This is a genomic window from Dermacoccus sp. Ellin185, from assembly GCF_000152185.1.
GTDB classification, from domain to species: domain Bacteria; phylum Actinomycetota; class Actinomycetes; order Actinomycetales; family Dermatophilaceae; genus Dermacoccus; species Dermacoccus nishinomiyaensis.
The window spans coordinates 20844-44040 of the sequence record NZ_AEIQ01000105.1 but is presented as its reverse complement, the minus strand read 5'-3'; the positions used below and the strand labels follow the sequence as shown (position 1 = coordinate 44040).

The 23197-nt window shown below is 69.5% G+C and carries 21 protein-coding genes, 1 tRNA gene and 1 pseudogene; 6 read left to right on the top strand and 17 right to left on the bottom strand.

From position 1 onward, the window contains the following. Positions 1-193 (top strand): hypothetical protein (locus HMPREF0321_RS16820; RefSeq protein WP_217490553.1); only part of this gene is annotated, 193 nt, incomplete at its 5' end. A gap of 148 nt (positions 194-341) precedes the next feature. After that, positions 342-1565 carry an acetyl-CoA C-acetyltransferase gene (locus tag HMPREF0321_RS12135; protein ID WP_006946796.1) on the top strand — a complete coding sequence of 408 codons (1224 nt, stop codon included), beginning with the start codon at positions 342-344 and terminating at the stop codon, positions 1563-1565. Between the two features lie 260 nt (positions 1566-1825). On the opposite strand, the gene HMPREF0321_RS12130 is transcribed toward HMPREF0321_RS12135, so the two are convergent. The 15 genes from HMPREF0321_RS12130 to glmU form a co-directional block, all read right to left on the bottom strand. Next, positions 1826-2242: a VOC family protein gene (locus HMPREF0321_RS12130; RefSeq protein WP_006946815.1), complete on the bottom strand. Its 417-nt coding sequence runs from the start codon at positions 2240-2242 to the stop codon at positions 1826-1828. A gap of 77 nt (positions 2243-2319) precedes the next feature. Further along, positions 2320-2712 carry a hypothetical protein gene (locus HMPREF0321_RS16575; protein ID WP_006946778.1) on the bottom strand — a complete coding sequence of 131 codons (393 nt, stop codon included), beginning with the start codon at positions 2710-2712 and terminating at the stop codon, positions 2320-2322. A gap of 2 nt (positions 2713-2714) precedes the next feature. Further along, entirely contained in the window at positions 2715-3560 is an 846-nt protein-coding gene (locus HMPREF0321_RS12120) for a Bax inhibitor-1/YccA family protein (RefSeq protein WP_006946798.1), read from the bottom strand. A gap of 25 nt (positions 3561-3585) precedes the next feature. Continuing rightward, positions 3586-3661: transfer RNA gene (locus tag HMPREF0321_RS12115), tRNA-Leu, on the bottom strand. Positions 3662-3780: 119 nt separating this feature from the next. Then, positions 3781-4728, bottom strand: a complete 948-nt coding sequence (locus tag HMPREF0321_RS12110; protein ID WP_006946770.1) for an exopolyphosphatase — start codon at positions 4726-4728, stop codon at positions 3781-3783. Then, on the bottom strand, positions 4721-5248 hold the full coding sequence (locus HMPREF0321_RS12105) for a DUF501 domain-containing protein (RefSeq protein ID WP_040015017.1): 528 nt from the start codon (positions 5246-5248) through the stop codon (positions 4721-4723). Before HMPREF0321_RS12105 ends, HMPREF0321_RS12110 begins: the two co-directional genes overlap by 8 nt. Before the next feature lie 11 nt (positions 5249-5259). After that, on the bottom strand, positions 5260-5838 hold the full coding sequence (locus HMPREF0321_RS12100) for a septum formation initiator family protein (protein WP_006946801.1): 579 nt from the start codon (positions 5836-5838) through the stop codon (positions 5260-5262). An 8-nt stretch (positions 5839-5846) separates the two neighbouring features. After that, positions 5847-7130 carry a phosphopyruvate hydratase gene (gene eno, locus HMPREF0321_RS12095; protein WP_006946760.1) on the bottom strand — a complete coding sequence of 428 codons (1284 nt, stop codon included), beginning with the start codon at positions 7128-7130 and terminating at the stop codon, positions 5847-5849. A gap of 126 nt (positions 7131-7256) precedes the next feature. Further along, on the bottom strand, positions 7257-8309 hold the full coding sequence (locus tag HMPREF0321_RS12090) for a MazG family protein (protein ID WP_006946812.1): 1053 nt from the start codon (positions 8307-8309) through the stop codon (positions 7257-7259). Next, a complete protein-coding gene (gene mfd, locus HMPREF0321_RS12085) occupies positions 8306-11935 on the bottom strand; it encodes a transcription-repair coupling factor (RefSeq protein ID WP_006946784.1) in 3630 nt (1209 codons plus the stop codon). Before mfd ends, HMPREF0321_RS12090 begins: the two co-directional genes overlap by 4 nt. Before the next feature lie 185 nt (positions 11936-12120). Continuing rightward, positions 12121-13689, bottom strand: a complete 1569-nt coding sequence (locus tag HMPREF0321_RS12080; RefSeq protein ID WP_040015003.1) for a hypothetical protein — start codon at positions 13687-13689, stop codon at positions 12121-12123. Then, a complete protein-coding gene (gene pth / locus HMPREF0321_RS12075) occupies positions 13679-14311 on the bottom strand; it encodes an aminoacyl-tRNA hydrolase (protein WP_006946776.1) in 633 nt (210 codons plus the stop codon). The genes HMPREF0321_RS12080 and pth overlap by 11 nt, the downstream gene beginning before the upstream one ends. 175 nt (positions 14312-14486) lie before the next feature. Next, positions 14487-15173, bottom strand: coding sequence for a 50S ribosomal protein L25/general stress protein Ctc (locus tag HMPREF0321_RS12070; RefSeq protein ID WP_040015012.1), 687 nt, complete (start codon positions 15171-15173; stop codon positions 14487-14489). 318 nt (positions 15174-15491) lie between these two features. Next, entirely contained in the window at positions 15492-16463 is a 972-nt protein-coding gene (locus HMPREF0321_RS12065) for a ribose-phosphate diphosphokinase (RefSeq protein WP_040015011.1), read from the bottom strand. 8 nt (positions 16464-16471) lie between these two features. After that, complete coding sequence (gene glmU / locus HMPREF0321_RS12060) at positions 16472-18010, bottom strand: bifunctional UDP-N-acetylglucosamine diphosphorylase/glucosamine-1-phosphate N-acetyltransferase GlmU (RefSeq protein WP_006946788.1); 1539 nt, start codon at positions 18008-18010, stop codon at positions 16472-16474. Here glmU and HMPREF0321_RS17465 point away from each other — a divergent pair. Continuing rightward, positions 17940-19369 (top strand): annotated as a pseudogene (locus tag HMPREF0321_RS17465) (low temperature requirement protein A). The gene glmU and the pseudogene HMPREF0321_RS17465 sit on opposite strands and share 71 nt — an antisense overlap. A 5-nt stretch (positions 19370-19374) precedes the next feature. After that, entirely contained in the window at positions 19375-20391 is a 1017-nt protein-coding gene (locus HMPREF0321_RS15070; RefSeq protein ID WP_175282492.1) for an alpha/beta fold hydrolase, read from the top strand. A gap of 11 nt (positions 20392-20402) precedes the next feature. Here HMPREF0321_RS15070 and HMPREF0321_RS12040 read toward each other — a convergent pair whose 3' ends face one another. Next, positions 20403-21638 carry a helix-turn-helix domain-containing protein gene (locus HMPREF0321_RS12040; RefSeq protein WP_006946814.1) on the bottom strand — a complete coding sequence of 412 codons (1236 nt, stop codon included), beginning with the start codon at positions 21636-21638 and terminating at the stop codon, positions 20403-20405. Positions 21639-21747: 109 nt separating this feature from the next. Here HMPREF0321_RS12040 and HMPREF0321_RS16570 point away from each other — a divergent pair, with 109 nt between their 5' ends. Further along, the gene (locus HMPREF0321_RS16570; RefSeq protein ID WP_006946811.1) at positions 21748-21918 is read left to right on the top strand and encodes a hypothetical protein; all 171 of its coding nucleotides are present in this window, start codon (positions 21748-21750) and stop codon (positions 21916-21918) included. A 213-nt stretch (positions 21919-22131) separates the two neighbouring features. Next, complete coding sequence (locus HMPREF0321_RS12035) at positions 22132-22338, top strand: winged helix-turn-helix transcriptional regulator (RefSeq protein ID WP_006946772.1); 207 nt, start codon at positions 22132-22134, stop codon at positions 22336-22338. A gap of 138 nt (positions 22339-22476) precedes the next feature. Here the strand turns inward: HMPREF0321_RS12035 and HMPREF0321_RS12030 are convergent, their stop codons facing one another. Next, complete coding sequence (locus HMPREF0321_RS12030) at positions 22477-23028, bottom strand: trypsin-like serine protease (protein WP_006946773.1); 552 nt, start codon at positions 23026-23028, stop codon at positions 22477-22479. Positions 23029-23197 lie beyond the last annotated feature (169 nt).

Sequence of the window (23197 nt, the reverse complement as noted above, 5' to 3'; positions counted from 1 at the left end):
CGCCACCCGCTCGGGGCAACTTCTTAACCGTAATCCATCCGGCTCTTGGGCGTCAATTCCGGCTCTCGCCGTTATCTCGCGCACTTGGCTCCAGATGAAGCATCAGCCGGGCCGCACCGTCGTGTACCTGCCGGACCTTCGATCATGGATCGAAGCGGGGTTTTCGCTTCCGGTGCCCGCCCTGTCGGGCTGACTTCGTAAACATTAGCCCAGGTTCTTCGGAGCGTGCAAATCGGGCCGGCCGAGCCGCTTGGGCCGTTCCCCTCCGCGGCGGGGGCGTGGCACCTAGACTCGCATCGGAAACCGTGGGCGACCGCGCCCAAAGCCGGAAGGAACACCCCATGCCTGAAGCCGTCATCGTCTCCGCAGCACGCACGCCCATCGGGCGCGCGTTCAAGGGTTCACTCAAGGATGTCCGACCCGACGACCTCGCCGCCCAGGTCGTCGAGGCCGCCCTCGCCAAGGTGCCCGACCTCGACCGCTCGCTCGTCGAGGATCTGTACCTGGGGTGCGCCGAGCCCTCCGGGCGCCACGGCAACAACATGGCTCGCGTCGTCTCGGTCCTGCTCGGGATGGACACCGTGCCGGGCGCCACCGTCAACCGCTTCTGCGCCAGCTCCGTGCAGACGACGCGCATGGCCGCTCACGCCATCAAGGCCGGCGAGGGCGACATCTTCATCTCCGCCGGCGTCGAGTGCGTCTCCCAATACACGAACTTTGCCGGTGCGGGTGCTTCGGACGACGCTGACCTCAACCCCCGCTTCGCCGACGCCATGGCCCGAACCCTCGAGACGGCCAAGACGAACGCACGCTGGAGCGACCCCCGTGAGTCGGGCGAGCTTCCCGACGTCTACATCGCGATGGGCCAGACCGCCGAGAACGTCGCCACCTACCGCGGCGTCTCCCGTCAGGAGCAGGACGAGTGGGCCGTCCGCTCGCAGAACTTCGCGGAGAAGGCCATCGCCGACGGGTTCTTCGCCCGCGAGATCGCCCCCGTCACGCTCGCGGACGGCACTGTCGTCTCCACCGATGACGGCCCCCGCGCCGGCGTCACGTACGACTCGGTCGCCGGACTCAAGCCCGTCTTCCGCGAGGAGGGCACCGTCACCGCCGGTAACTGCTGCCCGCTCAACGACGGCGCCGCGGCGCTCGTCGTCATGAGCGACGTCAGGGCCCAGCAGCTCGGTCTCAAGCCGCTCGCCCGTGTCGTCTCCACCGGCGTCAGCGGCCTCTCCCCCGAGATCATGGGCATGGGCCCCGTCGAGGCCAGCAAGCAGGCCCTCGCTCGCGCCGGAATGAGCATCGGCGACATCGACCTGTACGAGATCAACGAGGCCTTCGCCGCGCAGGTGTTGCCGAGCGCCCACGACCTCGGCATGGACCTCGACAAGCTGAACGTTCACGGCGGCGCCATCGCTCTCGGCCACCCCTTCGGCTCGACCGGCGCGCGCATCACGACGACGCTGCTCAACGGACTCCAGTCCACCGACGGCCAGTTCGGCCTCGAGACGATGTGCGTAGGCGGCGGCCAGGGCATGGCCATCATCTACGAACGCCTCAACTGATCGACCCGCTGCTCGGCGCGGCCGAGCGGCGCTGGCGATCAAGACACCGCATGACACGAACGGCGGGCCCTTTGGGGCCCGCCGTTCGTGTCATGCCGTGGCACTCGTCCCGTGGTGACGCTCGGCCGAGGCATCGCATGCGGGTGGTCGTCATGCGCACGTTCCCATGGGATGCGCGTGTGCAGGCTGTACCGCGGGGTGGATGAACGCCGCGATCGATCTCGTAGGGTGTGCCGGCCATGCCCAGCCCGGGTTCAGGCCTACGGACGGGCCTGCGACGTCGCGATGTTGATCATCCAGTTCGTGCCGAAGCTGTCGGTCAGCATTGCGAACTCGTCCCCCCACATTTGGACGGCGAGCGGCAGCGTCACGTCGGCGCCTTCAGAGAGCGCTGCGAGCCATCCGCGCAGGTCGTCGGCGTCGTCGCCGGAGAGCGAGATCGTGATGTTGCCACCGGGCGTGTGCTCCATCTGCTCCGGCGTGTCCGAGGCCATGAGCGTGAAACCGGACGGCGTCGTCAGCATGCCGTGCATGACCTTGCCCGCCTCGGCGCCCTCGACTCCCATGTCACCGAACATCGAGATCGTCAGTTCGCCACCGAAGACCCGGGCGTAGAACTCGAGTGCGTCCTTCGCGGTGTCGCGGAACTGGATATAGGGGTTCATCCGCGAGGTCATACGGAGCTCCTGAGATCAACGCGGCGGGGCGCCACGCCCGTGCGACGCCCTGTGATCGTCAGCGTAATGGCGTCGAGTCACCACACGTGCCCCCTGCGACTCCTGCGAGGGCCCCCGGGGCAGCACCCACGGCCGTCGAGTTCGCGTCTCAGCCGACGGAGCTCATCTGCCAGTGCCAGGCGCTGCTCGTCGGATGCGCCGGAGGAGCCGTCAGCCATTGTCGCGGGGTTCACCACGTCGCGGACGAGCGTCGCGATGACCGCGGCAGCCCACGCGCCGTCGAACTGCGCCGTGCGCGCCGCCAGCCGTTCCGACTCCTCGTCCTCCCCCGCGGCCATGCGAACGAACCGGGCGAACGCGCAGGCTGCATGGTCGGGCGGCGCGCCCGGGGGCAGCGCCCGCAACGTGCGGACGACCCGCCCGAGTTCATCCTCGAGCGGGTCGCCGGCGCCAGGAAGAATCGCCGTCATCGTCAGTCGCGGAAGCGGGCGATGAGACGCAGCATCTCGACGTAGAGCCACACCACGCTCACCATCAGGCCGTACGCCATGAGCCACGACGTCTGGCGCGGAACGCCCGCATTGACGCCCTGCTGGATCGAGTCGAAGTCGATCGCGAGCGAGTACGAGGCAAGTGCCACCGCGAACAGGGAGATGCCGATGCCGAGGGCGCCACTGCCGCCGATGCCGAAGCCGCTCTGCAGCCCCGTCAGGACGAGAACGAAGTTGACGAGGGCGAACAGCAGGTACCCGATGAGCATGCCCGCGAAGATGCGACGGGAGCGAGCCGTCACGCGGATGACGCCGGTCTTGTACCCCAGCAACATCCCGCCGAAGACACACAGCGTCGCGAGGATCGCCTGCCCGACCACCCCGGGGTAGGCCGAGTTGAAGAACGCGCTGGCGGCGCCGAGGAACAACCCCTCGAACACCGTGTAGGCGAGGATCAGCGGAACCGAGATCGTCTTGCGGAACGCGATGACGAGCGACAGCACGAAGGCGACGATGCCACCGCCGGCCCACAGGCCGAGGGCCGTCGAACTCGTCTGCGAGTCGATCGCCCGATCCGCGAAGACGAACGTGCCCGCCGCCACGACGAGCAGCAGCCCGAAGAGGTTGAGTGACTTCGTCACGACGTCATCGAGCGTCATCCGCTCCGGCTGCACCTGTGGCGCACCGAACGTCGGGTTGTACATGGGCCCGGACGCCGGCTGCTGCGGGAAGCCGTACCCCTGCTGCTGCCCACCCGCCTGAAAGCCTGCGGCCTGACCTGAACGCATGTCACGCTCGAACTTGCTGAACACCGGATTACCGGCCATGGGGCCCCTCCTCAAGGACGTGACGTGGTGCCCTCGACGGGATTCGAACCCGCACTGAAGCGATTTTAAGTCGCCTGCCTCTGCCGTTGGGCTACGAGGGCACCTCATCCTAACGACAGGGTCATGACGCCCTTGCGGACGACATGACTTCGTTCACCCACGACAACGCCCCGGCAGAACACGGTGTTCCCCGGGGCGCCTCCGCGTCATGCGCTCCGACTCAAAGCATGCTCATCGCGATGCCGTCGAGAATGTCCGACTCGCTCGTCACGCACATGGTGACGCCCGCGCGCTCGCGCACGCGTTCGACAATCGTGCGCCAGATCAGCGCACCCGCGCCGATGACGTCGACACGACCCGGATGCATGAACCCCATCGCGCCGCGCTCGGCGCGCGTCGCACCCAGGACGGCGTCGCACGAGCCGATCACCTGCTCGCTCGTGAGGCACGCACCGTGGATGCGCGACGAGTCGTACGCAGACAGCCCCAGCGCGTGCGCCGTCACCGTCGTGATCGAACCGGCGAGGCCGACGAGCGTCGCGACCTGTGACAGGTCGACGGCGGCCTCCGCCTCGTCGAGGGCGGCATCGATATCGACGAGGGCAGCGTCGATCTCGGCCTGCGTCGGCGGATCGCTGCGCAGGTGACGCTCACTCAGGCGCACGGAGCCGATGTCGAGGGAGATCGACTGCTCGACATCCTGCGAGCCGCGCACCAGCTCCGTCGACCCGCCGCCGAGATCGACGACGAGATACGGCGCGCGCGCCTCGGCACCGAGGCCTGCCGTCGCGCCGGCGAAACTGAGCGCCGCCTCCTCCAGCCCGGAGACGACCTCGGGGACGACGTCGTCCCCGAACGCGGCGAACGCGCGTCGCACGCCGTCGGTGAATTCATCCGCGTTGGCGGCGTCGCGGGAGGCCGAGGTCGCGACGAAGCGGACGGCGTCGACGTCGTACTCCCGACACAGCTGGGCGTACTCGCGCGTGACGAGCAGGGTGCGCTGCATCGCGGCGTCGGCGATGCGGCCCGAGACGTCGATGCCCTGGCCGAGGCGCACGATCTCGCTGCGCCGCGCCAGGTAGGTGAGCCCCGACCCGCCGTCGGCCGCCACGAGCAACCTGATCGAGTTGGTCCCGCAGTCGATCGCCGCGACCCGACGCTCACTCATCGTCATCGTCTCCTTCGTCTCCCGCACCGCAACAACCGTTCTTCCACCACGCATCGCCGAGCAACGCCAGCGCTTCGTCACCGAGCGGGTTGATGCCGGGGCCCACCGACAGCGAGTGCGCGACCAGCACGTGCAGGCACTTGACGCGCGTCGGCATGCCGCCGGCGGAGATGCCGTCGATCTCCGGCACGTCGCCGAGCTCGCCGCGGCGCCTCAGATAATCCTCGTGGGCGGCGCGGTAGGCGGCCGCAAGGTCGGCGTCGGCTTCGAGACGCTCGCTCATCTCCTTCATGACACCCTGCGACTCGAGCGTCGAGATGGCACCCGTCAGGCGGGGGCACGTCGCGTAGAACGACGTCGGGAACGGAGTGCCGTCCGGCAGGCGCGGCAGCGTGCGCACCACCGTCGGACACCCGCACGCACAACGCGCCGACACCTCGACCGCACCGCGCGGCACCCGTCCGAGCTGCTTCTCGATCGCCGCAACGTCCTGCGGGCTGACGCCCGAGTGTTCGTTCATGTCCGTCGTGCTCACTTCTCGCCCTCCGCCGGGGTCGAGATCGAACCCCAGATCTGCCCGTACCACGGGTGCGATGACAGACCCGTGGCATCTGCCACACCGTTGCGCGGCGTCGTCGCGTGCGTCGTGCCGGCATCGTCCACGTACACCGTGATCGACTTGCCCGGCATCGCGTACCCGAGCCGCTCCTGCGCCTGCTGCTTCACGTACGCCGGGTCGTCCCAGCGTTTGCGCTCGGCGGTCAGCGCGTCGACGCGCTGCTGACCGGCGACCTTCTCCCGCTTCAATTCCGCGATCTCGCTGCGCTGCTGCAGATAGCTACGCAGCGTGGGCGTGAGGACGACGAGCATGACGGCGAGCAGAGCGCTCATCGTGATGAAACGGCGAACCGTGCCCGGGTCGGCTCGACGACGCGCCACCGGCGCCTCGTCGAGCTGCTGACGCAGCGTCGGACGTGTCGAGCCACGCGGACTCGAGCCGCGTGGGCGGGAACGATCGCGGCCGGCGGGACGCGAGCCGGTGCGGGCGCGCGAACCCCCCGCCCCGGTGTCATCACCGGAGCGGGAGGTGGGGAAACTGCGATTCGCCAAGACGCCGCTCAGTTGTTCGAGAAGCGCGGGAAGGCCTTGCGACCGGCGTAGACCGCCGCGTCGTCGAGGTCCTCCTCGATGCGCAGCAGCTGGTTGTACTTCGCCACGCGCTCCGAGCGCGCCGGGGCACCCGTCTTGATCTGGCCGCAGTTCGTCGCCACGGCGAGGTCGGCGATCGTCGTGTCCTCCGTCTCACCGGAACGGTGCGACATCATGCAGCGGTAACCGTTCGTCTGGGCGAGGGTGACGGCGTCGAGCGTCTCCGTCAGCGAACCGATCTGGTTGACCTTGACGAGCAGCGCGTTGCCGGCCGCGTTGTCGATGCCCTTCTGCAGACGCTCGGGGTTGGTGACGAACAGGTCGTCACCGACGAGCTGCACGGCGTCACCGAGCTTGTCGGTGATGTGCGCCCAGCCGTCCCAGTCGTCCTCGTTGAGCGGGTCCTCGATGGAGACGAGCGGGTACGCCTCGACGAGTTCGGCGTAGTAGTTCGTCATCCACTCCGCGTCGCGCTTCTGCCCCTCGAACGTGTACGTGCCGCCGTCGTAGAACTCGGACGCCGCGACGTCGAGCGCCAGCGCGATCTGCTCGCCCGGCTTGTACCCGGCCTTCTCGACGGCTTCGAGGATGAGGTCGAGCGCCGCACGGTTCGACTCGAGGTTCGGGGCGAAGCCACCCTCGTCGCCGAGGCCCGTCGCGAGACCCTTGTCCTTGAGGACGGCCTTGAGCGCGTGGTAAACCTCCGTGCCCATGCGCAGGGCCTCCTTGAAGCTCTCCGCACCGATCGGCGCGATCATGAACTCCTGGATGTCGACGTTCGTGTCCGCGTGCGAACCACCGTTGAGGATGTTCATCATCGGCACCGGCAGCACGTGCGCGTTGGGGCCACCAACGTAGCGGTACAACGGCAGACCCGCAGACTTCGCGGCCGCCTTGGCCACGGCCAGCGAGACGCCGAGGATGGCGTTCGCGCCGAGCTTGCCCTTGTTGTCCGTGCCGTCGAGCTCGATCATCTCGGCGTCGATGAGGCGCTGCTCATCCGCGTCGAAACCGACGAGGTGCGGCGCGATCTGCTCGATGACGGCGTCGACGGCGTCCTCGACACCCTTGCCGCCGTAGCGCTTCTTGTCGCCGTCACGACGCTCGACCGCCTCGAAGGCGCCCGTCGAGGCACCCGACGGGACAGCCGCGCTCTCGTTGGTGCCGTCGTCGAGGAGCACGACGGCCTCGACCGTGGGGTTGCCGCGCGAGTCAAGGATCTCGCGAGCGCCGATGCCTTCAATGGTTGCCACAGAACTCTCCGATACACGTGGTTGATTCGGGCAGCGGGTCTGATCACCCGCGTCAGTGTCGAGCCTAACGAACCGCTGGGGTACTGCCGGGTAGGAACGTGGGGTCTGTCGAGAACGGGACGCGCGTCACCCGCCGCCTCGCGGCAGGTCGGCGTCCGGCGGGGCGGGGTGGGGCTCGGCGTGATCAGCGTGGTCGATGCCCCCGAGGTGATCACCGAGGGGCGCGGCGTGCAGGCGCGACAGCGTGGCGGAGAGCGCGACGCTCGGGTCGACTCCGAGGCCACGGGCCTGCACGACGAGGTCGAGCAGCGCCGCCCCGATGGAATCCTCGGCGGCGAGGGCCTCGACGCGTTCGGCCTGCCCCGCCTTCGTCAACCGCCCGACGACCTTGACGGCCCGCTCGAGCGGCGGCAGCCCGGCCGGGATACCTGCCAGCGGATCGTTCGCGTCACGCTCCGGCTCCTCGGCCGCCTTGATCCTCGCCCATTCGGCCTCGACCTCCTCGGGGTTCGAGGCGGCACCGTCGGCGAAGACGTGCGGGTGACGCCTGACCAGCTTCTCGACGAGCGTCGCCGCGACGTCGTCGACGTCGAAGCCGTCCTCCTCGCGCTCCGCGGCCACGCGGGCGTGGAAGAGCACCTGGAGCAGCACGTCGCCGAGCTCCTCCCGCAGGTGCTCGCCGCTCGCCTCGGCGATGGCCTCGGTGACCTCGAACGCCTCCTCGACGAGGTACGGAGCGAGGCTCGCGTGCGTCTGCTGGGCATCCCACGGGCAGCCGCCGGGCGAGCGCAACGTGTCCATGACGGCGACGGCGTCGAGCAGGCGCGAACCGGGGGCGTCCCACGACCCGACGACGACCTCGACGGGCGGCGGGTCGTCGAGACGCGTCAGCTCGCCGGCGAGCGCGTCGGTGAGACCGGGATCGGCGTCCGCCGAACCTAGCCAGACGACGTGACGCCCGGCGACCCCCGCCGCGACGAGGGCATGTGCCGTGGCGGCCGGGGGCTCGTCACGGATCTCGACGTCGAAGCCCTCGTCGCGCGTGACCTCGACGAGCGGTTCGTCACCCGCGCGGCCCAGGACGGCGTCAGCGCTTTCGAGCCGCCGCCAGGCGTCGCGCGTCATCAGCCCGGCGGGCACCCGCGGGCTGACGACGAGCAGGGCGATGCTGCCGCTCATCGTCGCGCTCCGCCCGCGCGCGCCATCTCCTGCGCCGCCGCGGCGGCGGCGATGTCGTCGAGCAGCACGGCCTGGACGAGCTGCGCTGCCCACTGCAGGATCGCCTGGTCGCGAAGCGGCTTGCCGGCGACGGGCTTCGTCATCGGCATGGGCACGAGCAACCGCTCCTGGTTGGTCTTGACGAGCGTGCCCGGGAAGAGGCGCTCGAGGCGCATCTGCTGCGACTCGCGCAACTCGGTGACCGGGCCGAAACGGACGTACTTGCCCTGCACCCCGATGTCGCTGATGCCCGCTTGCCGCGCGATGGTGCGCAGCCGGGCCACGTCGAACAGGTTGAGCACAGGTGCGGGCGGCTCGCCGTAGCGGTCCTTCAGCTCGGCGATGATCTCGTCGAGGGCCGCTTCGTTCTCCACACTCGCGAGCTTCTTGTACGCCTCGAGGCGCAGCCGCTCCCCCGGCACGTACTCGTGCGGCAGGTGGGCGTCGACGGGCAGCTCGATCTTGATCTCGACCGGCATCGACGAGGTGTCGTCGCCGCGGTAGTCGGCGACGGCCTCACCGACCATGCGGACGTACAGGTCGAACCCAACCCCCGCGATGTGGCCGGACTGCTCGCCGCCGAGCAGGTTGCCGGCACCGCGGATCTCCAGATCCTTCATCGCGATCTGCATGCCTGCGCCGAGGTCGGTGTTGCTCGCGATCGTCTGCAACCGGTCGTGCGCCGTCTCGGTCAGCGGCTTCTCGGCCGGGAACATGAAGTAGGCGTACGCGCGCTCGCGACCGCGCCCCACGCGTCCGCGCAGCTGGTGCAGCTGGCTGAGGCCGAGCTGGTCGGCGCGCTCGACGATGAGGGTGTTCGCGTTGGCGATGTCGAGACCCGTCTCGACGATCGTCGTCGAGACGAGCACGTCGAACTTGCGCTCCCAGAAGTCGACGACCACCTCCTCCAGGCGCGCCTCCCCCATCTTGCCGTGCGCCGTCGCGACCCGCGCCTCGGGCACGAGTTCGCGGATTCGCGCAGCCTGCTTCTCGATGCTGCCGACCTTGTTGTGGACGTAGAACACCTGACCTTCACGCATCAGCTCGCGTCGGATGGCCGCCGTCAGCTGCTTCTCGTCGTACGCCCCGACGAACGTCAGGACGGGGTGACGCTCCTCCGGCGGCGTCGCGAGCGTCGACATCTCGCGGATACCGGTGACAGCCATCTCGAGCGTGCGCGGGATCGGCGTCGCCGACATCGCAAGCACGTCGACGGCCGTGCGCATCTGCTTGAGCTGTTCCTTGTGCTCGACGCCGAAGCGCTGCTCCTCGTCGACGATGACGAGCCCGAGATCCTTGAACTCGATCTCCTTGCTCAGCAACCGGTGCGTTCCGATGACGAGGTCGATCGAGCCGTCCTTGAGCCCCGCGAGAACCTCGCGCGCCTCCTTGTCGCTCTGAAAACGCGACAGCGACGCGAGCTTGACGGGGAAGCCCGCGTAACGCTCGGCGAACGTCTGATAGTGCTGCTTGACGAGCAGCGTCGTCGGCACGAGGACCGCGACCTGCTTGGAATCCTGCACCGCCTTGAACGCCGCGCGCACCGCGATCTCGGTCTTGCCGTAGCCCACGTCACCACAGACGAGACGGTCCATGGGCACCGTCTTCTCCATGTCGGCCTTGACCTCTTCGATGCTCGAGAGCTGATCGGGCGTCTCGACGTACGCGAAGGCGTCCTCCAGCTCGCGCTGCCACGGCGTGTCGGGCGCGAACGCGTGACCCGGCGTCGCCTGTCGAGCCGAGTACAGGCGGATGAGCTCGCCGGCGATCTGCTTGACATGACGGCGGGCTTTCGACTTGGTCGCCGCCCAGTCCGAGCCGCCCATCTTCGACAGCGTCGGCATCTCGCCGCCGACGTAGCGCGTCACCTGGTCGAGCTGGTCGGTGGGCACGAACAGCCGGTCGCCGGGCTGACCGCGCTTGCTCGCCGCGTACTCGAGGACGAGATATTCGCGCGTCGCGCCGCCGACGGTACGCTGCATCATCTCGACGAACCGGCCGACACCGTGCTGTTCGTGGACGACGTGATCGCCCGGCTTGAGCTGCAGCGGGTCGACGACGTTGCGGCGGCGCGACGGCATGCGTCGCATGTCCTTCGTGCTCGCCGTTCCCGCCGAGCCGGTGAGGTCGGCCTCGGTGAGGACGACGAGCCCCGCAGCGGGCATCTCGAAGCCGCGGCCGAGCGAACCCGTCGCGACCTCGACACCGGGGGCGACCTGCGTCATCGGGCGCGCGGCGAGGTCGTGCTCGGCGAACACCTGGGTGACGCGCTTGGCGAAGCCCGGGCCGTCCGTCACGACGGCGACGCTGCGCCCGGCCGCGACGTGAGCCGCGACCTCGGCGGACGCGCGCTCGGTGTCGCCGCGGTAGTTCGGCACGTCCTGCGAGTCGATCGTGACGCGGGTACCCGGCAGGTCGTCCTCGAGGAACTCGTGCAACTCGTCGTCGGCCGCGAACGAGCTGAACGACCACCAGGGGTGAGCGGTCGCGAGCGCATGCTCACGCAGTTCGAGAAGGCTGCGGTACGACGCGCCGTCGAGCACGCCTCGTAGGTCGACGGGGACGGCGTTGCCGGCGGCCGCATTGGTCCAGCTCGCCTCGAGGAACTCCTGCGACGTCGAGACGAGGTCGTGCGCGCGGGTGCGGACGCGCTCGGGGTCGACGAGAACGACGCGCGCAGCATCCGGCAGCACGTCGATGAGCGTCTCCATGCCGGCCGGCAGCAGCGCCGGCATGAGCGACTCCATGCCCTCGACGGCGATGCCCTCGCTGACCTTCGTCAACATGTCGGCGACGCCCAGCAGGCTCGGCGCGAGCTCAGCCGCGCGCTCACGGACCTCGGGGGTGAGCAGCAGTTCGCGGCACGGCGGGGCCCACAGCCCGTGCGGGTTGACCTCGAGCGAACGCTGGTCGGCCACCTTGAACCAGCGGATCTCCTCGACGGTGTCGCCCCAGAACTCCAGGCGCACCGGGTGATCCTCGGTGGGCGGGAACACGTCGAGGATGCCACCGCGCACGGCGAACTCGCCGCGGCGCTCGACCATGTCGACGCGCGTGTAGGCCGCGGCGACGAGGGCTTCCACGATGTCCTCGAGCGGGCGCTCGTCACCGGCGGCGAGGCTCACGGGTTCGAGGTCGCCGAGGCCCTTCGCCATGGGCTGCATGAGGGCGCGCACCGACGCGACGACGACGCGGACGGGCCCGTACGTCCCGCCCGCTTCCGGGTGCCTGAGGCGGCGCAGCACGGCGAGACGCCGCCCGACCGTGTCGGAACGCGGCGACATGCGCTCGTGCGGCAGCGTCTCCCACGACGGAAACTCGGCGACGTCGTCGTAGTCGACGAAGTTGCGCAGGGCCGTCGCCATGTCGTCGGCCTCGCGCCCCGTCGCGGTGACGACGAGCATCGGCCCCGCCACGTCGCCGCCAGTCTGCAGCAGAGCCGCCACGAGAGGAGCGCGCAGACCGGCCGCGGCCGCGATGTCGACGAGCGACTCGTCCGCGGCCAGCGCGAGCAGCCGCTTGACGGATTCGTCGGCGCACACGCGCGTCAGCAGGGGCGCGAGCGGCAGGTGTGCGGCCTCGGGCATGCGGGCTCCTTCGTCGAATCGGTGACGACGCACGCAGGCGCCGCGCGCGCCCGGAAGGGGCGACGGCTTCGTCGGCGGGCGACGCGTGAAGTCTAGAACGGGGCGGCGACAACCCCGGAATTCCGGGCATTCACCCCCTCATCACCCTGCGGGGCACGAACGATGGAGGGATACGCCGGGGGCAGTCACGGCCGTCCGAACAATTCCACGTCACGCGCCGTCGACGAGCCGTCGAGACGCACGCGCGTCCACCCGTCGGGCGTCGGTTCGAGGACGACGCGCGGCGCGTCATCCCGCCCGGCTCGCTGGTCGCTGGGGCCGCGCTCCTCGATGACCCGGGCGTGCAGGAACGACGACCAGCGCGTTCGTACGATGACGTCGCGTGAGGGTTCGACCCGCAGGATGAGGTGGGAGGAGGTCTTGTCCGTGATCGTGGCGCCGTCGGTGACGAGCGGCTTGGCGTCCGGCACCTCGAACACGCGCCACTGGTCGTTCGACCATACCTCGTGCCAGCCCGGGGGCGTCGCGGCGACGGTGCGCCACTGCCCCGTCTTCTTCACCGGATGGCGGTTGAGAGCGACGTAGCGCACCGCCGAATCCTGCAGCCACCCGGTGAGTTCCGCGTCGGAGATGTGCGCCTCGCGGTCGACGAACGCGTCGGAGAGGCTGCGGTCGGCCTGCGTCTCGTACCCGCGCGCCAACCAGAAATCCTCTGCCAGGACGAACGCCGAGGTGTGCGTGCCGTCGGCGACGACCTCGATGCGGCTGTTCTCGATGCCGGGCAACGCCTGGAGCGCGTCCGACAGGGGCCGGTACACCGTCACCGACGACGCCGATGCGCGGGCGTCCGCGAGATCGTGGGCGGTGAAGTACCCCGACCAGACCAGGGCCGGCAGCACGGCGCACGCCGTCATCCGGTTGCTGCGGCGGGCCGTCGCGGCGACGGCGACGGGCAGCACCGCGAAGACGAGGCGCGCGAGGTTGGAGCCGAGCGCGTTGGGGACGGCGGAGAACACGAGCACCGCGACGGCGGCGATGGCGATGGCGAGGACGACCGGTTTCGCAGGCTTGGCGAGCAGGAACAAGCCGAGAAGGACGAGGGAGGTGAGCGCTCTGCCCCAGCCATACCCCTCTGGCCCACTGCTACCCCACACGAGCGACGAGACGCCCATGAAGGCGATGCCGACCAGGATGGGAACGAGCGAGATCCGACGGACGAGCAGCCCCGCCCCGAATCCGACGAGCACGAACGCCACTGCCACGGGTGAGGCGAGGCCGCTGAGGATGACGAGCAGCGACGCCGTCCAGCGACGGTCGCGGATGGCGGCATCAAGCGCCCCGAGGGCGATGACGGCACCGACGAGGAACGTCGTGCGGCCGGCGCCGAGCGTCATCACGGCGCTCAGCGTCGCGACCCACACGGCCACGATCGGGCGCCGCACCTGCGTGACGGTGAGTGCCACAGCCCATGGGATAGCCGTGGCCGCGAGCGCGACGACGGCGTGGGCACCGAGGGCGGCCGACAGCCAGGGCACGAGGACGGAGTATCCGCCCGGAGGGTGGGCGCCGCTGTACCAGCTGAACCAGTAGCCGAGGCCCACGCCGTCCCGCGCCGCCTGAGCGCGCGCGAGCGCCGCCCACATGTCGCCCACACCGGGCGCGACGACGACGAAGAGCACGCCGGCGAGCGCGACCACCGCGGTCGCGAGCCAGGTGTGCAGCGCGAGCCGGCGGCTCACGCCCTCAGCGGGCATGCACGAGGTTCTGTGCGTCGTCGAGACCGCGGTGGACGAGCAGTTCGACCGCCTCCGCGCCCGAGGGGATGAGGAAGTCGAGTTCGCGTCGCTCGGTCGCGGAGAAGTCCTTGAGTACGAAGTCGCTCACCTCCATGCGTCCGGGCGGGCGCCCGATGCCGAGGCGGACGCGCAGGTAGTCCTTCGTGCCGATGCTCTTGCTGATCGAGCGCAGCCCGTTGTGGCCGCCCTCGCCGCCACCGAACTTCAGGCGCACCGCGCCGAAGTCGATGTCGAGTTCGTCGTGGATGACGACGAGGCGCTCGGCGGGGATCTTGAAGAACTTCATGAGCGCGCTGACGGGCCCGCCCGATTCGTTCATGTACGTGCTCGGCACGGCGAGGACGACCTTCGGGCCGGGCAGCCCGCCCGGCAGCGTCCCCAACCGAATCTCTGCTGCCGCGGCGCGCGCCTTGTGCGCGCGCAGGGCGACGCCGGCGTCAGCGGCCATGCGCTCGACGACCATCGCGCCCACGTTGTGCCGGTTGCCGGCGTACCGGGGCCCGGGGTTGCCGAGCCCGACCACCAGCCAGGGTTGCGTGCGCGCCTCATCCACGAGGCCCAAGTATGCCGGATCGCGCATGGGCGCACGCTGGGCACGTTGACGAAACGCGCGCCCTCATCCGCGATCGGGCCAGCGATCGAGCCGACGACCGCGCCGCGACGGAACGCGAACGACGGGCTGCCGCTCACCAGGATCGGTGAGCGGCGGCCCGTCGTCGTGAAGATCCGATGCCCGCGTGGAGGCGGGCGGCGGATCACTCGGAGTCTTCGGAGCCAGCGGCGTCGCCCTCGGCGGGAGCCTCGGCAGCGTCGTCGCCCTCGGTCTCCTGGTCGGACTCCTCGTGCTCGATGCCGGCCTCGGCCTCGGCCTCGGCGAGCTCGGCATCGAGGGCCTCGGCGGAGATCTGCTCGGTGACGTTGATGACGAGCATCTCCTCGTCGGAGACGAGCTCGACACCGGACGGCAGCGTGACGTCCTTGGCGAGGATCTGCGTGCCGGCCTCGGCGCCCTCGACGGAGACGGTGAACGCCTCGGGGATGTCCGTGGCGGGCGTGAGGACCGTCAGCATGCCGTTCTCAGTCGTGACGACGGTCTCGGCAGCGGCCTCACCCTCGGCGTGGACCGGAACGTCGACCTCGACCTTCTCGCCCTTCTTGACGATGACGAGGTCGACGTGCTCGATGAAACGACGGATGACCTCGCGCTGGACGTCGCGGGCGAGCGCGAGCTCCTCCTTGCCGTCAAAACGGATCGTGAGCAGCGCATTCGGGTTCTTGACGGCCATCATCGTGTCGTGGCCGGGCAGTTCGAGGTGAACCGGCGTCTCGCCGTGCCCGTATAGGACGGCGGGGATCATGTCGTTGCGGCGGATGCGGCGCGCGGCGCCCTTGCCGAACTCGGTGCGAAGCTGAGCTTCGAGAACGATCTGGTCAGCAGCCATGGTGGTGCCCTTCGGTGCGTCAGGACCGACGACGCATGCCGCCGGAATGGTCGGTGGCCTCGTCGGGACGTGACGCGCGGACACGATGCGGGCGCGTCGACGCAGGTCGGCGCGGGCGGCCGGGGGCCGCGGGATCTCGCAGACGAGCGCCACCGCGTCGATCACGGACGCTCGGGGCTCGCTGCGCGCGCCCGTCTCGTCCCTCGCCGAGGCAACCGGAACATTCTAGCGGGGCGGCGCGCGAACACGAAACGGCGTGAACGCGCAGCACCGCGCACCCCGGGTGGGATGCGCGGCGCCGCGTTCGTCAGGGTGAGATCACTCCATCTCGTCGAACATGCTCGTCACGGAGCCGTCCTCGAAGACCTCGCGGATCGCCTGCGACAGCAGCGGTGCGATCGACAGCACCGTCAGCTTGTCGAACTTCTTCTCGTCCGTGATCGGCAGCGTGTCGGTGACGATGACCTCGCGCGCCACCGAGTTCGCGAGCCGCTCGACCGCTGGGTCGGAGAAGATCGCGTGCGTCGAAGCGATGACGACGGACGCCGCGCCCGCGTTCATCAACGCATCGGCGGCGTGGCAGATCGTGCCGCCGGAGTCGATCATGTCGTCGACGAGCAGGCACGTGCGGCCCTCGACGGAGCCGACGACGCGGTTCGCAACCGACTGGTTGGGGCGCGTGACGTCACGCGTCTTGTGGATGAACGCCAGCGGCGCGCCGCTGAGGCGTCTGCTCCACGCCTCGGCGACCTTGATACGGCCTGCGTCCGGCGAGACGACGGCGAGGTTCTCATCGCCGTACTTCTTCGCGACGTAGTCGGTGATGACGGGCAGCGCCTGCAGGTGGTCGACGGGGCCGTCGAAGAAACCCTGGATCTGGTCGGTGTGCAGGTCGACGGCCATGAGGCGGTTCGCGCCGGCCGTCTTGAACATGTCCGCGACCAGGCGCGCCGAGATCGGCTCGCGACCGCGCGACTTCTTGTCCTGACGGGCGTAGCCGTAGAACGGCGCGACGACGGTGATGCGCTTCGCGGAGGCGCGCTTGAGCGCGTCGACCATGATGAGCTGCTCCATGATCCACTGGTTCACGGGAGCGGTGTGGCTCTGGATGACGAACGCGTCGCAGCCGCGCACGGACTCGTCGTAACGCACGTACGTCTCGGAGTTCGCGAAGTCGTACGCCTGCATCGGCACGAGCTGCGTGCCGAGGCCCTCGGCGACCGCCTTCGCGAGCTCGGTGTTGGCCCGCCCGGAGAAGACCATGAGGTTCTTCTCGGTGGTGCGCTTCATGGACAGGCTCACTTCGTGATCCCTTCGTCTGCGGAGGATTCCTCGTCAACACTAGTGGACACCGCTTCACCGGCGGCGGCCCGAGGCGAGGCGTGCGCGACGTCACGCGCGGCGTCCGCCGTCTTCGTCCCGGCACGGCGGCGCTCGACCCAGCCGTCGATGTTGCGCTGACGGCCGCGTGCGACGGCCATCTGGCCGGCCTCGACGTCACCGTCGACGGCGCTGCCGGCGGCGACGTAGGCGCCCGGAGCGATCGTGACAGGCGCGATGAGCACCGAGTCGGATCCGACGAAACTGTGCGCGCCGACGTGCGTCGTGTGCTTGTTGACGCCGTCGTAGTTGGCGAAGATCGTGCCCGCGCCGATGTTGGCGCCCTCACCGATGACGGCGTCGCCGCAGTACGTGAGGTGCGGCACCTTGGCGCCGTCACCGATCTGCGCGTTCTTCGTCTCGACGAACCCGCCGATCTTGCCCTTCGCGCCGAGTTCGGTGCCCGGGCGCAGGTAGCTGAACGGGCCGACGCTCGCGCCGGCGCCGATCGTCGCGAGGTTGGCCTGCGTGCGCACGACGGACGCGTCGTCGGCCACCTCCGTGTCGACGAGCGTCGTGTCGGGGCCGATCTCGCAGCGCGCACCGATCGTCGTCGCGCCGCGCAGCTGGGTGTTCGGCTGGACGACCGTGTCGCGGCCGATGGAGACGTCGACGTCGACGAACGTCGTCGCCGGGTCGATGACGATGGCGCCGTCACGCATGGCCTGCGCGACGACGCGACGGTTCAGCTCGCGGCCCATCGCGGCGAGCTGCACCTTGTCGTTGACACCCTCGGTCTGCCACAGGTCGGTGATCGTGTGCGCCTCGACGCGCCCACCGGCCGCGCGGGCCAGGGCGAGGACGTCGGTGAGGTACTTCTCGCCCTGGGCGTTGTCCGTCGTCACCTTCGCGAGGCTCTCACGCAGCACGATCGCGTCGAAGGCGTAGATGCCCGAGTTGATCTCACGGATGTCGAGCGCGTGCGCGAGCTTCGCGTCCCCGGCCTCGCGGGCGGCGAGAGCGTCCTTGTGCTCGATGATGCCGGCGACGGAACCGGATTCGTCGCGCAGGATGCGGCCGTAGCCGGTCGGGTTCTCGACCTCCGCGGTCAGCACGGTGACGGCGTTGCCGCCCGCCTCGTGCGCGCTCGTCAGGTCAACGAGGGTCTGCGTCGCGAGCAGCGGCACGTCGCCGTAGGTGACGAGGACGGTGCCGCTCAGGTCGGCCGGCAGGACGTCGAGGGCGCACTCGGCGGCGCGGCCGGTGCCCTTGATCTCGTCCTGATCGGCGATCGTCGCGCCCGACTCGAACTGCTCGATGTGCGCGGCGACGACGTCGCGCTGATGACGCACGACGACCGCGAGATGCTGCGGCTGCGTGCCGCGCGCCGCGTCGATGGCGTGGCCGAGCAGGCTGCGGCCACCGATCGTGTGCAACACCTTCGGGATGTCGGACTTCATGCGGGTGCCCTCGCCGGCGGCGAGGACGATGACGGCTGCGGGACGGGGTGCGCTCACGCGAGTGACTCCCTGCGGATCGACGATCGGTGGTCTGGCCCGCCCCGGCGGCCCAACCGGTGCGGGCGACGGGGCATATAGAGGTGACTCTACCGCCCACCACCGCCAGAGGCGCTGCGTGCATTCGTCGCGCTCCCCTGTACGCCTTCATGCTGGGTGCATGTCACAGGCGATCGGCGAGACCACCGTGCGGCACCAACGCGTCGGGTCGTTGGAGCTGTTCTGCGACCTCGTCTTCGTCGTCGCCATCGAGCGCCTCACCCACCTGCTGCACGGCGACCCGGGTCGCGGGTGCATCGCCGCGACGATCGGGCTCACGATGCTCGTGTGGTTCGCATGGTTCAACGTGACGGCGCTGACGAACGTGCGCGGCGGCATCGGCCCACGCGGACGCCCGCTCATGTTCGCCTCGGTGGCCGGCGTCGGCGTGCTCGCACTCGGGGTCGAACCCCTCATCGACGGCCATCCGTGGCTGTTCGCCGTCGGCTACGTCATCGCGCGCACGGCCGTGTGGCCGCTGTGGTGGAGCGGACGACGCGGCGCCGGCGCCATGCGTCCGCTGCTGTGGGCCCGGGCGTCAGCTCCCTGTGGCTGCTCACCCCGCTCGTGCCCGAGCACCTGCTCGGCTGGGCGCTCGCCGCCCTCGCCTTCCTCGAGATGAGCCTGTTGCTGCTGCGCCCGGACGGCAAGGAGTCGGACGCGCCGCGCCTCAGCGGCCCGCACCTGGTCGAACGCATCGGCCTGTTCGTCATGATCGTGCTCGGCGAGAGCGTCGTGCAGATCGTCGACTCCCTCGACACCGAGCGCACGGCCATGACGTGGCTGACGGCCGCCTGCAGCGCGCACCTGCACCCCGGATCGCTGACGTGCCTGTGCCTCGGGATGATTCTCGTGCACGTCGGCACGCAGTCGTTGACCCGTCAGGCGTTCGCGACGAACCTCGGGCTGAAACCGCGACGCCGCCCGCAGACGGCCGCTGAGCGTGCACAGGTGCGTCGCGAACCGGCTGCGGCCCGCGAAGAGCGGGCACGCGACGCAACGGGGGCGCCGCACGATCCGCAGGGCACCTGGCACGCGATCCTTGGCGGGTTGACGCAACTCGCGACGTATCTCGTCCCCGTCGTCGTCATCTGGTGGCTCGGCGGTCACTGGGCGCCGTGGATCGTCATCACGTTGCTGTTCCTCTACATCTCCGCGGCGATCTGGGTGCAGGGGTACGGCGAGCGCCGCATCACGGCCTATGTCGAGACCATGCGCGCCGGCGAGGTTGCCGGTGGTACCGGCACTGTCGGTGGGGACGTCGCGGGCGCAGCCGGCGCGAGCACTGCTGACGACGCGACGAACGGCCGCGCCGAATGAGCCGCATGAGCACCGCCGCCAGTGCGCCCGACGGCGGCGCCTCCCCTGGCGGCCGGCCCGCTCCAGGGCGTGGTCGACGGCTGGTGCGCCGGGTGGCGCACGTCGTCGTCAAACTGTTTCTCGTCGTGACGATCGCATCGTTGACGTTCAACGCCCTCGTGCGGCCGCCGCAGACGCTGCAGGCGCCCGACGGGCGCGACGTCGTCGTCGACGGCGCGCGCGTGCACTACCGCGTGTGGGGTTCGCACGGCACGCCGATCGTGCTCGTCCACGGTTTCGCCGAGTCGACGGTCGCGTGGTCGCTCACGGCGCCGGAGCTCGCGAAGAACCACGTCGTCTACGCCATCGACCTGCCCGGGGCGGGCTACTCGCAGTACACGGGCCACTACTCGATCGAGGATCAGGCGCGTGCCGTCACGGGTCTGATCGAGGCGTTGCACATCGATCGGCCGGTGATCGTCGGGCACTCGCTGGGCGCGGCCGTCGTCGGGCGCGCGGCGCTGGATGCCCCGGGCGCCATCGGCGGTGTCATCTTCGCCGACGGCGACGCCATGGCCTTCGAGGGACGATCGGCCGACTCTGGTGCGTGGACGGGCGTCGTCTCGCGCCTGCCGTACGTCACGACTCTCTACCGACTCGGCACGCAGACGAACGTGTTCGCGCGCCCGATCTTCGACGACCAGTGCGGTTCGACGTGTCGCGGCCTGCAAGGCCCCGACGCCGACCGACTGATCGACGCGTGGATGCGGCCGCTGCGCTCGCGCGACGCGGAGGACGCCATGCGCGTCATGGCCGCACACGCGATGACGCACCTGAGCCCCGAGCAAGTGCGCGCCATCCGCGTGCCGCGCGGCATCGTCTGGGGCGCCGAGGACGCGATGTCCGGCGGCTCGCTCCAGGTCGCGCAACAGAACTTCGCGGGCGCGCCGACGGCGACGATTCCGCAAGCCGGCCACCTGTCGATGGTCGCCGACCCGGCAGGTTTCGCGGCCGCGATCGAAACACTGCTGACGCGGCTGTGAACGCCCTGACGTCAGGCGTTCGCCTGCTCTGCGGCCTGCGTGGTCTCGTCGACGAACTCCCAAGCAGCACGGGCTTGGGTGACGTCGCCGGCCTCGGTGAAGCGGCGTGCTGCCTGCAGCGCGACGGCCGTCGCCTGCGTGATGTCGCCCTGTTCGCCGTAGGCGTGGGCGGCTGCGAGGTACAGGCGCCCCTGCGTGCTCGGCGGCAGGTCGGCATCCTCGAGGGCGGCGCGGATGTCATCGAGCGCCTCATCCACGTGCCCCTGCGCCCGCGCGAACCGCGCACGCACGATGGCGAGGGTCGCCAATTCATCGGCGCTCTCGAGCAGGTCGAGGCGGCTCTTCGCTTCGCGTAACAGTTCCGCGACCCCGTCCTCGCAGCCGGCCTGGAGTCGCTCTTCCGCCGCAACGCGCGGAAAACGAGCCCAGTTACGGAAGTCTGCGGTGGGCGACAGGAGTTGGTTCGCTCGATCGTGCGCAGCCTTGCCGGCCTCGACGTCACCGCTGTGCCACGCCACGTTGCCGAGCACCCACTCGGCCAGGCCGCGGGTCGGACTGTCCTCCAGTGCAGCGGACGACTCCTCGAGCTCACGCGCATACACGGCCGAATCGACGTGACCCGCGGAGATCGCCGCGATCAGTGCTTGAACCGTCACGGTCAATGGCAGATGAGCCGATTGACACAGCCGCACGGCGTCGGCTGCCTTTGATGCCGCAAGGGCTGCATCGCCATTGACGCGCGCGGCCTTCGACAACAACACTCCCGCGCGGGCCTCGAGCAGCGCCGAGCCGACAGAACGAGCCGCTTCGAGGTGTCGTGATGCCTCTGTTACTGCGTCCTGGTAGTGACCCAGGTCGATGTGGATCTCGACGAGCAGTGCACCGATGAGGAGGTCGAGGTCAGAACGATTGCCTACCGTGAGGTGGGAACGTGCCTCCATGGCCTGCTCCTGCGCCAGGGCGAACACACCCTGCCGCCAAGAGAGGACGGCTTCCGAGTAGAGCGCGACTGCTTCTGCGTCTCCTGCCCGCCGGCGTCCTGCGCCCGACAGGTCAGAGGCGTCGCCCAGCGAACCCGGCGCCAAGCCCAGGGCCGTCTCGAAGTACCGAAGCATCTCCGGAGTCGGGGTGCGACGACCCGATTCGAGGTGGGAGACGTAGCTGACGCTGCACCTGTTGCCCGCCAATTCTGTCTGCGAAAGGCCCGCCTGTTTGCGCGCCGCCTTCAGGCGTTCACCAAAACTCATCGGTAACCACTTCCAGCCCCCAGGACGAGGCATACTTGACCTACAACTTGACCCCGCGACGGCCGAGTTGTTGAACCCTCTACATTACGCATCCTATCCAGGAGTGACCATGGCCATCTTCAAGAAGCTTTCCGCATCCGTTGCGCTCGTGGCTGCCGCCGCGGCCCCGACGGTGGCCATCGTCGCCGCCAACTCGGCCGACGCAGCGCGGGCGAGCTCCGCTCACCACGTCGTTGTGAAGACCGGCGAGCACCGTATGTCGGACACCTGGCCGCTCTGAACACGAGCCACTCATCGAACCGCCGTGCCCCGTAGCCCCCGAGGCTGCGGGGCACACGTCGTTCGTCGACCACTCGCCGTCCTTGCGAGCGCCACTCGGCAGTGCCAGGGTCCAGCCCCGTCCGCTGCACCCTGAGCGCCATCGCCGCAGGCGGACCACCATTGTCGACAGCTCGCGATGCACGAGCACCGTGACCCACGTGAGAGAGCCCTCATGACCCCGACTAAATCGACGACCGCGCGTCGCGCCCTGGCGGCTCTTCGTGACGGCCCGGCAGATCGCGAGACGCTCGAGGCCGCGTTGCCGCGGGCGCAGCGGGCCGCGCTCGACGATGCGCTCACGGCGCTGATCGAACGCGGCGTCATCGTGCGTCAGCATGTGCAGACCCTGCCGCCCCGCGTTCTGTACCGCGGAGTTTGACCAGCTTTCCGGTGTGCCGCTGACGGCGACCTCCGTTCGCACGACGACGCGGAAGCACAGACACCATCCCCACTCCCCGGTACGACGAAGCCGTCGGCACGCGTGTTGCGTGCCAACGGCGTCTGCATGAGTGCAGGGTCAGCGTCGATGAGCCGTCACACGCCCGTGACGTCGGTGATCCACTGGCGGCTGTCCGTCAGGTTGGCGTAGTTGGAGGCCGGCGTGGATGTCGGAGCCGGGATCGGTGGAGTCGCCCGTCGAGCAGACGCCAACGATCTGACCTATGACGATGAGCGGGCCACCCGAGTCGCCGTGATTCGAGGAGCCGTTGACGCCCTCGAGGTGTATTGCGCGACCACCGTAGGCCTCGGCGCTCTCACCCAGGACGGAGACGTCGGCCTTGTAGAGCCCCGACGTCGGGACGCGGTAGGCGCGCAGGCTGTAGCCCTCGATGACGCCGGAGTCGCCCGCCGTCGCGTCGTAGGAGCCCGCGAGCGGCATGTTCTGGTTGACGAGGGCCGGCTCGATGAGATGCGCGAGCACGACGTCGCCGTTGGACGAGCTCTGCATGGCGTCGACGGCGATCGGCGTGCCGCGGTTCGAGGTGGAGTTGGAGAGGTAGACGTTCATCGACGTGTCACCGTCGGTGCCAGGTGCCTCGGCCTGCTGGCCGGCCCGATTTTTATACATGACTGTATCGGCGACATGCATTTGTCGCATTGCGAAAATATGGATCACCCTGACGGATTCGGCGCAGAAGTGGGTCGTTGCCGCACCAAGCTGCGGTTCTCGCGGCCGACGTCGCGCGGAGGGAAGCGCCATCGTCACGCATTCGTCCTGAGAAGTTCCCCAGGAAGAT

What these genes read in the sequence shown, in the direction of transcription:
- HMPREF0321_RS16575 (WP_006946778.1), bottom strand. Translation starts at nt 2,712, where the DNA reads ATGACGGCGATTCTTCCTGGCGCCGGCGACCCGCTCGAGGATGAACTC.
- HMPREF0321_RS12070 (WP_040015012.1), bottom strand. Translation starts at nt 15,173, where the DNA reads ATGGCTGCTGACCAGATCGTTCTCGAAGCTCAGCTTCGCACCGAGTTC.
- mfd (WP_006946784.1), bottom strand. Translation starts at nt 11,935, where the DNA reads ATGCCCGAGGCCGCACACCTGCCGCTCGCGCCCCTGCTGACGCGCGTG.
- HMPREF0321_RS15070 (WP_175282492.1), top strand. Translation starts at nt 19,375, where the DNA reads ATGAGCACCGCCGCCAGTGCGCCCGACGGCGGCGCCTCCCCTGGCGGC.
- HMPREF0321_RS12065 (WP_040015011.1), bottom strand. Translation starts at nt 16,463, where the DNA reads ATGAAGCGCACCACCGAGAAGAACCTCATGGTCTTCTCCGGGCGGGCC.
- HMPREF0321_RS12130 (WP_006946815.1), bottom strand. Translation starts at nt 2,242, where the DNA reads ATGACCTCGCGGATGAACCCCTATATCCAGTTCCGCGACACCGCGAAG.
- HMPREF0321_RS12135 (WP_006946796.1), top strand. Translation starts at nt 342, where the DNA reads ATGCCTGAAGCCGTCATCGTCTCCGCAGCACGCACGCCCATCGGGCGC.
- HMPREF0321_RS16570 (WP_006946811.1), top strand. Translation starts at nt 21,748, where the DNA reads ATGGCCATCTTCAAGAAGCTTTCCGCATCCGTTGCGCTCGTGGCTGCC.
- HMPREF0321_RS12080 (WP_040015003.1), bottom strand. Translation starts at nt 13,689, where the DNA reads ATGCCCGCTGAGGGCGTGAGCCGCCGGCTCGCGCTGCACACCTGGCTC.
- HMPREF0321_RS12090 (WP_006946812.1), bottom strand. Translation starts at nt 8,309, where the DNA reads ATGAGCGGCAGCATCGCCCTGCTCGTCGTCAGCCCGCGGGTGCCCGCC.
- HMPREF0321_RS12120 (WP_006946798.1), bottom strand. Translation starts at nt 3,560, where the DNA reads ATGGCCGGTAATCCGGTGTTCAGCAAGTTCGAGCGTGACATGCGTTCA.
- HMPREF0321_RS12105 (WP_040015017.1), bottom strand. Translation starts at nt 5,248, where the DNA reads ATGAACGAACACTCGGGCGTCAGCCCGCAGGACGTTGCGGCGATCGAG.
- pth (WP_006946776.1), bottom strand. Translation starts at nt 14,311, where the DNA reads ATGCGCGATCCGGCATACTTGGGCCTCGTGGATGAGGCGCGCACGCAA.
- HMPREF0321_RS12030 (WP_006946773.1), bottom strand. Translation starts at nt 23,028, where the DNA reads ATGTATAAAAATCGGGCCGGCCAGCAGGCCGAGGCACCTGGCACCGAC.
- HMPREF0321_RS12040 (WP_006946814.1), bottom strand. Translation starts at nt 21,638, where the DNA reads ATGAGTTTTGGTGAACGCCTGAAGGCGGCGCGCAAACAGGCGGGCCTT.
- HMPREF0321_RS12110 (WP_006946770.1), bottom strand. Translation starts at nt 4,728, where the DNA reads ATGAGTGAGCGTCGGGTCGCGGCGATCGACTGCGGGACCAACTCGATC.
- HMPREF0321_RS12035 (WP_006946772.1), top strand. Translation starts at nt 22,132, where the DNA reads ATGACCCCGACTAAATCGACGACCGCGCGTCGCGCCCTGGCGGCTCTT.